This window comes from Siccibacter turicensis LMG 23730 (assembly GCF_000463155.2).
GTDB lineage: Bacteria > Pseudomonadota > Gammaproteobacteria > Enterobacterales > Enterobacteriaceae > Siccibacter > Siccibacter turicensis.
In genome coordinates, this window is sequence record NZ_AWFZ01000035.1 from 1 (window position 1) to 226 (window position 226).

At 51.8% G+C, this 226-nt stretch carries 1 rRNA gene; it reads left to right on the top strand.

The features are described 5' to 3' along the window. Positions 1–213 (top strand): 16S ribosomal RNA (locus DW58_RS11995); the annotation flags it as partial. Between the last annotated feature and the right edge of the window lie 13 nt (positions 214–226).

Below are 226 nucleotides of genomic sequence, written 5' to 3' on the forward strand. Positions count from 1 at the left end.
TGAAGTCGGAATCGCTAGTAATCGTGGATCAGAATGCCACGGTGAATACGTTCCCGGGCCTTGTACACACCGCCCGTCACACCATGGGAGTGGGTTGCAAAAGAAGTAGGTAGCTTAACCTTCGGGAGGGCGCTTACCACTTTGTGATTCATGACTGGGGTGAAGTCGTAACAAGGTAACCGTAGGGGAACCTGCGGTTGGATCACCTCCTTACCTGAAAGATACA